The sequence below is a fragment of the Mesorhizobium sp. M7A.F.Ca.US.007.01.2.1 genome, assembly GCF_003998165.1.
GTDB classification, from domain to species: Bacteria; Pseudomonadota; Alphaproteobacteria; order Rhizobiales; family Rhizobiaceae; genus Mesorhizobium; species Mesorhizobium ciceri.
The window spans coordinates 1-7,569 of record NZ_RZQP01000268.1 but is presented as its reverse complement, the minus strand read 5'-3'; the positions used below and the strand labels follow the sequence as shown (position 1 = coordinate 7,569).

Sequence of the window (7,569 nt, the reverse complement as noted above, 5' to 3'; positions counted from 1 at the left end):
GGGCGCGACCTTCGGCTACAACGCCCAGACCGGCGACTATGGCGACATGATCGCCATGGGTATCGTCGATCCGGTCAAGGTTGTCCGCACCGCTCTCCAGGACGCGGCCTCGGTCGCCGGCCTGCTCGTCACCACCGAAGCCATGATCGCGGAGGCTCCGAAGAAGGAGTCGGCTGGCGGCGGCATGCCTGGCGGCATGGGCGGCGGCGGCATGGGCGGCATGGGCGGCATGGATTTCTAATCCAGCCCTATCAGCCTTCAGATACGGAAAGGGCGGCAGAGATGCCGCCCTTTTCGTTTACGCGGACCTCGATCGCCGCGCCTCCGTCGGTTCTCAGACGGCGGCATCCGCGCGTTGCTTTACCTCGCCAGCAAGCACCGCGGCTTCGATCAACGCCGCGACCTCATCAGCCACCGCCTGTAAGGGGGCGCGGTCTCGGGTGGCGCGGGCGATCACCATCAGCCCTTCCAGTGACGATTCGACCAGCAGTGCCAATGCATGCGCGCGGCGCGCGGGCACCCCTGCCCTGACGAAGGCGTCCCGCAGCAGGCCTATCCACTGTTCGAAGGCCGAGCGGCACAACTCCGCCAGTTCCGGCACGTCGGTGGGCGAGTCCAGCACGACAGGCGCGATCGGACAGCCGAGTGAAAACCGGTTGTCTTCCAGCATGCGCCCCACCGACTGGTAGATATGATGGACGGCCACCGCCGGATCCTTTTCGGCGGCCAGCGCTTCGCCCAGCCTCTCCGTCACGTCGGCAACGCTGGCGCGCGTCACCTCGATGACCAATTGGTCCTTGCCGCCGGGAAAATGAAAATACAGCGAGCCCCGCGGTGCGCCGCTGGCGCTCAATATGTCGTTGAGCGAGGTGCCGTGATAGCCGCGCTGCCTGAGCAGCAGCCCAGTCGTCTCGAGTATGCGGGTGCGGGTGTCGTTGGCCATGTCAACCTCTGTCAGCAGGAATCATTATAGGCCTTGCGCAGAATATGACAATCGGTCTACATAATATGTAGATCAGTCTATATATTTGAGGTTCGAAATGCGCAGCTATCGCCTTGAAGGGACCGGCGGAATCGAAAGCCTGGTGCTGCGGGACGAGGCGCGACCGGAGCCGGGAGCGCACGAGATCGTGGTGCGCATTCGCGCCACCTCGCTCAACCGGCGCGACACGATGATCCTCAACGGCATCTATCCACTGCCGCCACGCCAAGGCGTCGTTCCGCTGAGCGACGGGGCTGGTGAGGTTGTCGCCGTCGGCGCTGCCGTCACCCGCTTTGCCGTCGGCGACCGTGTCACCGGCAGCTATTTCGCGCGCTGGATCGACGGCCGCATCCATGCCGGGCTCGTCGACCAGCTCGGCTGCACGCTGGACGGCATGCTGGCGGAATATGCGGTTCTCGACGAACAATGGGCGGTGCGGCTGCCCGATCATCTCGACTGGCAAGAGGCCGCAACGCTGACCTGCGCCGGCCTGACCGCCTGGAATGCGGTGACGGGCGCCGGAATTCCGAAGCCCGGCCAATGGGTTCTGGTCATCGGCTCGGGCGGCGTCTCGCTCTTTGCATTGCAGTTCGCCAAGCTGCTAGGCTGCCATGTCGCCGTCGTCACCTCGCGCGGCGAGAAAGCCGACAGGCTGCGGGCGCTGGGCGCCGACCTGGTGATTTCGACACCGGATATGCCGCAATGGGGCGCGGCCGTGTGCGACCAGACCGGCGGCATCGATCTCGTCGTCGAGACCGGTGGCCCGGCGACCTTCGCCCAGTCGCTGATCGCCAGCACGCTTTACGGGCACATCGTGCTCTTGACGCTGCAGGATGCGAAAGGCGGATCGATCCAGTTGCCGGCGGCACTCTACCAGCGCAGCCTCGCCACCATCAGCCGCCTGTTCGTCGGCAACCGCACCAATCTCGAAGCCATGCTGCGCGCCGTCTCGCAGCATCGCTTGCGGCCCGTCATCGACAAGGTCTTCGCCTTTACCGAGGCCGGCGATGCCTATCGCTTTTTCCAGCAGGGCGACGTCTTCGGGAAGGTGATCATCGACGGCGCCTGACCCATCGAGTCCTCAAACCCAAGGGAGAACGACCATGACAATTCGTGAAGCCTCGGCCAAATGGCAAGGGACGTTGAAGGAAGGTTCGGGCCGGTTGCAGCTCGGCAGCGGCGTCTTCGAAGGCGCCTATTCCTTCCCGTCGCGTTTCGAGAACGGTCCGGGCACCAACCCGGAAGAACTGATCGCCGCGGCGCATGCAGGCTGCTTCTCGATGGCGCTGAGCGCCATACTGGGCAACGCCAATCATGTCCCGACAAGCATCAGCACCGTCGCCAAGGTGCATCTTGGCGCAACCGCTGCCGGTCCGACGATCACCCGCATCGAACTCGAAACCGAGGCAGAGGTCGCGGGACTTGCCGAAGATGAATTCGAGCGCCTTGCACAGTCCGCCAAGGCGGGCTGCCTCGTCTCGCGGGCCCTTGGCGGCGTGTCTCAGATCACCCTCAAGGCAACGCTCGTCGAAGCCACCAAAGGTCAATGAAGCCAGGAGAAAGAAGATGACACAGGAGCTTGTCATGGACGCAAACGCGTACGGTCTGTCCCAGCAGACGGCCGAGATCATGCGGCGCTACAACGACGTATTCCAGCGCCATGATCCTTCGGCACTCGCCGAGCTGGTGGCCGACGATTGCGTGATCGAGAACACCGTGCCGGCGCCGGACGGCGCCCGTCATGCCGGCAAGGAAGCGTGCGTCGGGCTTTGGACGGCGATCGCGACCCAGGCCGGCACGCGCTTCGATATCGAGGAAACCTTCGTTGCCGGTGACCGGGCAACGATTCGCTGGCGCTATTTCATGACCGACGGCAATTCGCTGCGCGGCGTCAACCTCATGCGTGTGGCCGATGGGCGGATCGTCGAAGCGATGGGCTATGTGAAGGGGTAGCGCGCCCCGAGCAATGCCCCGAAAGCGCATAACCGCTTTTCGCCCGGAATAGCGCAACAAAGGAGAGCGGATCAGCGAGACTGAACCGCTCCCCGCTACCGATCGGCCAGCGCCAGCTTTGCGCCGAGCATGACGAAGGCGCCGGCGAAGGTCCGGCGCATCCAGGTCAACACCATTGGCCGCGAGACGACATGGCTGCGGATCGAGGCTGCGAAGATGCCGTAGCCGACGAAAACCACGAAGGTCAAAAGCATGAAGACGGAACTCAGTTCCAGCATTTTCGACAGCGCATTGGGCTCGGTGGTGCTGACGAACTGCGGCAGGAAGGCGAAGAAGAAGATCGACAGTTTCGGATTGAGCACGTTGACGAGGATACCGGTGGCAATCACCTTGCCGGCCGAGCGCGGCGTCACATCCTGCTCGACGCTGAGGCCGCCCTTTTCCTTCAGCGTGTTCCAGGCCATGTAGAGCAAGTAGGCGACGCCGAGATATTTCAGCGTCTCGAAGGCGAGCGCACTGGTGTGCAGCAGCGCCGCCAGGCCAGTGATGGCGGCGGCCATGTGCGGGATGATGCCGAGCGTGCAGCCGAAGGCGGCGATGACGCTGGCCCGCGCACCGCGCGAGAGGCCGGCGCTCAGCGTGTAGAGAACGCCGGTGCCGGGCGAAGCCACGACAACCAGGGACGTCAACAGAAATTCGATGCTCACGATGGTTCCTCCGGCACCCTACCCGGCCAGGAAGGTACCGGGCTGCGGGTCGGCGCACAAGCGGAGGCGACGGGAGATTGGCTACACCGGTAATCCGAGCGCCTGGCGTGCCATCAGACACTCCTCGTCGCCGGGCATGCAGGCGCGACAGACGTCCGGCCGCACGTCGTAGATGCCGCAAGCGGTCGACTTGCCGATCTCGCCGGAGAGCGCCGAGCAGCGCACGCCCTCGCAACGCATGCCTGACAGGTCGGATGCGACATATTTTTCCGGGATACGGTCAAGCTGTGCGTCATCCTCGGTGGAAAAGCGCGGCCACTCGGCCGAATAGGAACAGCAGGCACCGCAGCTTTGGCAATCGAAGGTGCCCTGTTGCGACGACAAAACGCTTGCGGCGGCCACCAGGGCGGACAGCCCTGGCGCGGCGGGGTTGTGATCGGCGTCTTGCGGCAACGCGCTATTTCTTCTTGGCCGTCTTGCCCTTCGGCGAATCCGCCGGCGACTTGAACAGGTCGGTCGCGGCCTCGGTGGCGTCGCCGGCTTTCGGCGCGGCAACCGGCTTGGCCGGTTTTGCCGCAGCACCCGAGGCTGCCGGCTGATCCTTGGAGGAGAATTTTATGGCCATGTCAGTCCTCGTCGGCGAAGCGCGATGATGGGGCGCGCGGATTGCGCAGGCGGCCGATCAGCGCCGAAACGGCCGTGATGTTCATTTCCTCGGGCGACCAGTTTTTCACCGCCTCGATGTGATGGGCTGCCAGTTCGCGATGCGTGCTGCCGCTGTAGGCGGCGTCCTGATACGTCACCCGCTCATGGGTCTTGGCGTCTTCGCGGACATACTCGATCAGGTAGTTCGGGCATTCGGCGCGGCCGCGCACGCCGACGCGAACCTGGGCATCACCGTGGGCACGCTTGCAGCGCTCGAGCTTTTCCAGCACACGCCGGACGAATTCGACCGGCTTGTCGAGGCCTTCGACCATATCGGCAATGGTTGCGTCGGCGGCGATCGGTGTTGGCGGTACGCGTTTGGTGGCCATCAGCGTCGTCCGGCCCGCTTCGGCAAAGCGGCTAGCGCGGCGGCGGCGGCCATCTCGTCGGCCTCCTTCTCCAGGCGCAATTCGCGCAGACGCGCGGTCTTGGCTTCGCGTGCCTCGCTGACGGCGTCGCGCTCGGAATTGATGCGGTTGAGCGACATCGACTGGGTTTGCGTCTTGCTGAACAGGGACACGGCCTGATCGACGGTTGTCTTTGAACTGGTGGTCAAATCTTTCTCCTGTCAGGAGCCTGTGCCGATGGAGCGAGACCGGGTCTTCGGTCAGGATCACGCACAAAGCAATACGCGCGGCGAATTCAAATTGCTGGAGCGTCCCTTAGCACGTCCAGGCCGGCGCGCAGCGCACTTTCGGCGGCAAGGCGCGGAAAATGAAAAAGGCCAGGCACCGCCTGACCTTCCATGAGAGCGTCGCGCAACCAGATGACATCCAAAAGGATGCACCGCACGGGAACGCCCTGCTTATGCACATGATATGCCGTGGAAACTCAGGTCGCCGCGGCCATGCGCCCGAATTCGCCACTCACCGGTGCCAGTACATCCGTGGTCACCGGGAGAGCAGAATTCGTTTTTCAGGCCGCCTTCAACTGGTCGGCGGACATCTTGCCCGACTTGTTGTCGCGGACCATCTCGTAGCCGAGCTTCTGGCCCTCGACGATGTCACGCATGCCGGCGCGCTCTACGGCCGAGATGTGGACAAAAACGTCGGCCGAGCCGTCGTCAGGCTGAATAAAACCAAAACCTTTGGTGGCGTTGAACCATTTAACTGTGCCGGTGCTCATGACGAACCCTTTCCATGGCAAATATTCGTTCGACGCCATGCGGATGCACAACGTCGTTTGTCCCGATTTTTGATGTGGGAAGTTCGTCAAAGGCGCGCTCGAAAGCGCGGATAACAAAAGTCAGTCAAACAAATATCGACGATTTGCTTGTAGGCTTCTTTTGGCGCGCTGTCAAATTTGCATAAAGCCACAGATGCGGATTTCTCCCAAAACACCAGGCCAAACCAGCTGGCATGACGGCAAACCGGGCGCCAAACAGCGCGCTTGCGCCAAGTTGAAAAAATTTTCTGGCATCCAGGAACCATCCACGCAAAGGCGCATTTATGCCTTGTCGTCAGCAGTTCGTGAGAGCAATCGAAAGAACGGTTGATGGCAAAGACGCCCCCCGCACGATAAAAGGTGCGAGGGGCGTTTTCGTTGGATCCGGCTATTCGTCCGGCCCGGGTTCCGGCCACCTCTCCTTGGCCGCCTCGGCATACCAGTGCCGCATCGCCGGCGTTGCCAGCACGGCGTCGAGATAGGCGCGCGTATCCGGCCCAAGCGTGCCGCCATAGGTGTCGAAACGGGTGACGACAGGCGCATACATGGCGTCGGCCGCGGTGAAATGGCCAAACAGGAACGGGCCGCCCCTGCCGTATTTTTCCCGGCACTCGCGCCACAGCGCCTCGATGCGGGCGCGTTGCGCCTCGCCCTCGGCGTCGAGCGGCTTGTGGCCCTTCGGCCGGCGCAAATTCATCGGCCAGCCATAGCGGACCTCGCGAAAGCCGGAATGCATCTCGCTCGCGGCCGAACGCGCCAGCGCGCGGGCGTCGATATCGGCCGGCCAGAGCTTTTTCTCGGGAAACAGGTCGGCGAGATATTCAAGAATGGCAAGGGTTTCCCAGACGATCTTGCCATTGTGATTCAGCACCGGCACCTGACCGGTCGGCGACACTTTCGCCAGATTGGCAAAGGTTTCAGGTGTGCGCAGCCGCACGAAACCTTCCTCGAACGGGATCTCCAGATGCCTCATCGCCAGCCATGGCCGCAACGACCATGAGGAGAAACACTTGTTGCCGATGTAGAGCGTGAATTCAGCCATTTTTCTCCCCGCATGCACGGCCATCCAAATTCCATGGTCGACGCGTGTTCGCAGCCTAGCCCACCAGCCTTGCCCCAGGGCGGCGGCCGCGCGACCTGATCTGCCGTCCGGGCGACGCCTGGAACCTAACCGACGCCGGCTCGTTAGCTACCGCAAATGAATTCCTCCGAATTCAGAACCCCAGGAGATGCGCAAAAAATGGTGAACAAGGATCAGGTTGCGGGCGTGGCCAAGCAGGTCAAGGGCTCGGTCAAGGAAGCCGCGGGCAAGGCGACCGGCAACAGGCAGACCCAGGCCGAAGGCACGGGCGACCGGACCGCCGGTAAGGTGCAGAAGGCCTATGGCGACGTCAAGGACAAGGTCAAGAAGGCGCTCTGATCCGACATCGGCAAACGCGCTTTATCGAGGGAAAGGCGGTCGCGAAGGCCGCCTTTTTCAGGTGCTCCAGCCCTTGCTGAAAGCATTGGTGAAGGCGACCTCGCCGTGATCGCCGGCCGCCTCGCCCAGCACCACGTCCATGCCGTCGCTGGTCACCCTGATCAGCGCGAAACCGCCCATATAGGCAGCCTTCGGCTTGAACAGGTCGATCCCGTCCCTGCGATAGATCAGCGGCGTTTCGTGCTGGTGGCCATGGAAAATGCCGACGACATTGTAGCCCTTCAGCGCCGCCAGCAACGCCTGCCGGTCGGCCTCGCTCCACCAATGCGGCGCACCACTGCCGTCATCGTCGAAATGCCGCTTGGCGGCATCCCAACGTTCCACCGAGAAAGTGTCCCAGCCATAATGCTGGAACAGGATGACCGGACGGCCGTCCGCCGCATAGGTCGCCAGATCCTGCTTCAGCCATGGCAGGCTGCTCTCGGCGCCATGGCCGGTATCGCCGGCGAAACGATGCGTCTGGATCAGATGCAGGCCGCCCCAGTCCCAGGAGTAACAGTCGGTGTCGACATCGTAGTCGGTGGCAGGCACCGGCGGCTTGAAGAACACGCCGGCGCGATGGTTGACCTCAACATAGT

At 63.1% G+C, this 7,569-nt stretch carries 13 protein-coding genes and 1 pseudogene; 5 read left to right on the top strand and 9 right to left on the bottom strand.

The window, feature by feature from the left end; all coding sequences use genetic code 11:
- A partial coding sequence (locus EN949_RS30515) for a TCP-1/cpn60 chaperonin family protein (RefSeq protein WP_281039799.1) occupies window positions 1-241 on the top strand: 241 nt, incomplete at its 5' end.
- 93 nt (window positions 242-334) lie between these two features.
- Here the strand turns inward: EN949_RS30515 and EN949_RS30510 are convergent.
- Window positions 335-943: a TetR/AcrR family transcriptional regulator gene (locus EN949_RS30510; RefSeq protein ID WP_127366269.1), complete on the bottom strand. Its 609-nt coding sequence runs from the start codon at window positions 941-943 to the stop codon at window positions 335-337.
- A gap of 97 nt (window positions 944-1,040) precedes the next feature.
- Here EN949_RS30510 and EN949_RS30505 point away from each other — a divergent pair, with 97 nt between their 5' ends.
- Genes EN949_RS30505 through EN949_RS30495 form a run of 3 tightly spaced genes read left to right on the top strand, consistent with a single transcriptional unit; the run spans window position 1,041 to window position 2,935 of the window.
- Window positions 1,041-2,051 (top strand): NAD(P)-dependent alcohol dehydrogenase, encoded by a 1,011-nt coding sequence (locus EN949_RS30505; RefSeq protein ID WP_127366268.1) that lies wholly within the window; start codon window positions 1,041-1,043, stop codon window positions 2,049-2,051.
- A gap of 34 nt (window positions 2,052-2,085) precedes the next feature.
- Window positions 2,086-2,532, top strand: coding sequence for an OsmC family protein (locus EN949_RS30500; protein ID WP_127366267.1), 447 nt, complete (start codon window positions 2,086-2,088; stop codon window positions 2,530-2,532).
- A gap of 16 nt (window positions 2,533-2,548) precedes the next feature.
- A complete protein-coding gene (locus EN949_RS30495) occupies window positions 2,549-2,935 on the top strand; it encodes a nuclear transport factor 2 family protein (RefSeq protein WP_063171832.1) in 387 nt (128 codons plus the stop codon).
- A gap of 95 nt (window positions 2,936-3,030) precedes the next feature.
- On the opposite strand, the gene EN949_RS30490 is transcribed toward EN949_RS30495, so the two are convergent.
- The 7 genes from EN949_RS30490 to EN949_RS30460 all read right to left on the bottom strand — a co-directional run bounded on the left by EN949_RS30490 (window position 3,031) and on the right by EN949_RS30460 (window position 6,553).
- A complete protein-coding gene (locus EN949_RS30490; RefSeq protein ID WP_127366266.1) occupies window positions 3,031-3,642 on the bottom strand; it encodes a LysE family translocator in 612 nt (203 codons plus the stop codon).
- An 81-nt stretch (window positions 3,643-3,723) separates the two neighbouring features.
- Window positions 3,724-4,044 (bottom strand): YkgJ family cysteine cluster protein, encoded by a 321-nt coding sequence (locus EN949_RS30485; protein WP_032809400.1) that lies wholly within the window; start codon window positions 4,042-4,044, stop codon window positions 3,724-3,726.
- A 55-nt stretch (window positions 4,045-4,099) separates the two neighbouring features.
- Window positions 4,100-4,267 (bottom strand): hypothetical protein, encoded by a 168-nt coding sequence (locus EN949_RS30480; RefSeq protein WP_013532397.1) that lies wholly within the window; start codon window positions 4,265-4,267, stop codon window positions 4,100-4,102.
- A 1-nt stretch (window position 4,268) separates the two neighbouring features.
- Window positions 4,269-4,676, bottom strand: coding sequence for a hypothetical protein (locus tag EN949_RS30475; RefSeq protein WP_013532398.1), 408 nt, complete (start codon window positions 4,674-4,676; stop codon window positions 4,269-4,271).
- Window positions 4,676-4,903, bottom strand: a complete 228-nt coding sequence (locus EN949_RS30470; RefSeq protein ID WP_013532399.1) for a hypothetical protein — start codon at window positions 4,901-4,903, stop codon at window positions 4,676-4,678. Before EN949_RS30470 ends, EN949_RS30475 begins: the two co-directional genes overlap by 1 nt.
- A 359-nt stretch (window positions 4,904-5,262) precedes the next feature.
- Entirely contained in the window at window positions 5,263-5,472 is a 210-nt protein-coding gene (locus EN949_RS30465) for a cold-shock protein (RefSeq protein WP_010915421.1), read from the bottom strand.
- A gap of 427 nt (window positions 5,473-5,899) precedes the next feature.
- Window positions 5,900-6,553 (bottom strand): glutathione S-transferase family protein, encoded by a 654-nt coding sequence (locus EN949_RS30460; protein WP_164755107.1) that lies wholly within the window; start codon window positions 6,551-6,553, stop codon window positions 5,900-5,902.
- A 198-nt stretch (window positions 6,554-6,751) separates the two neighbouring features.
- Here EN949_RS30460 and EN949_RS30455 point away from each other — a divergent pair, with 198 nt between their 5' ends.
- On the top strand, window positions 6,752-6,931 hold the full coding sequence (locus EN949_RS30455; protein WP_024505721.1) for a CsbD family protein: 180 nt from the start codon (window positions 6,752-6,754) through the stop codon (window positions 6,929-6,931).
- A 57-nt stretch (window positions 6,932-6,988) separates the two neighbouring features.
- Here the strand turns inward: EN949_RS30455 and EN949_RS30450 are convergent.
- Window positions 6,989-7,569, bottom strand: a pseudogene (locus tag EN949_RS30450) (metallophosphoesterase); the annotation flags it as partial.

Bases quoted from the DNA above. Each gene is read 5' to 3' on its own strand.
- EN949_RS30500 (WP_127366267.1), top strand. From the start codon at position 2,086: ATGACAATTCGTGAAGCCTCGGCCAAATGGCAAGGGACGTTGAAGGAA.
- EN949_RS30505 (WP_127366268.1), top strand. From the start codon at position 1,041: ATGCGCAGCTATCGCCTTGAAGGGACCGGCGGAATCGAAAGCCTGGTG.
- EN949_RS30480 (WP_013532397.1), bottom strand. From the start codon at position 4,267: ATGGCCATAAAATTCTCCTCCAAGGATCAGCCGGCAGCCTCGGGTGCT.
- EN949_RS30460 (WP_164755107.1), bottom strand. From the start codon at position 6,553: ATGGCTGAATTCACGCTCTACATCGGCAACAAGTGTTTCTCCTCATGG.
- EN949_RS30510 (WP_127366269.1), bottom strand. From the start codon at position 943: ATGGCCAACGACACCCGCACCCGCATACTCGAGACGACTGGGCTGCTG.
- EN949_RS30455 (WP_024505721.1), top strand. From the start codon at position 6,752: ATGGTGAACAAGGATCAGGTTGCGGGCGTGGCCAAGCAGGTCAAGGGC.
- EN949_RS30475 (WP_013532398.1), bottom strand. From the start codon at position 4,676: ATGGCCACCAAACGCGTACCGCCAACACCGATCGCCGCCGACGCAACC.
- EN949_RS30495 (WP_063171832.1), top strand. From the start codon at position 2,549: ATGACACAGGAGCTTGTCATGGACGCAAACGCGTACGGTCTGTCCCAG.
- EN949_RS30465 (WP_010915421.1), bottom strand. From the start codon at position 5,472: ATGAGCACCGGCACAGTTAAATGGTTCAACGCCACCAAAGGTTTTGGT.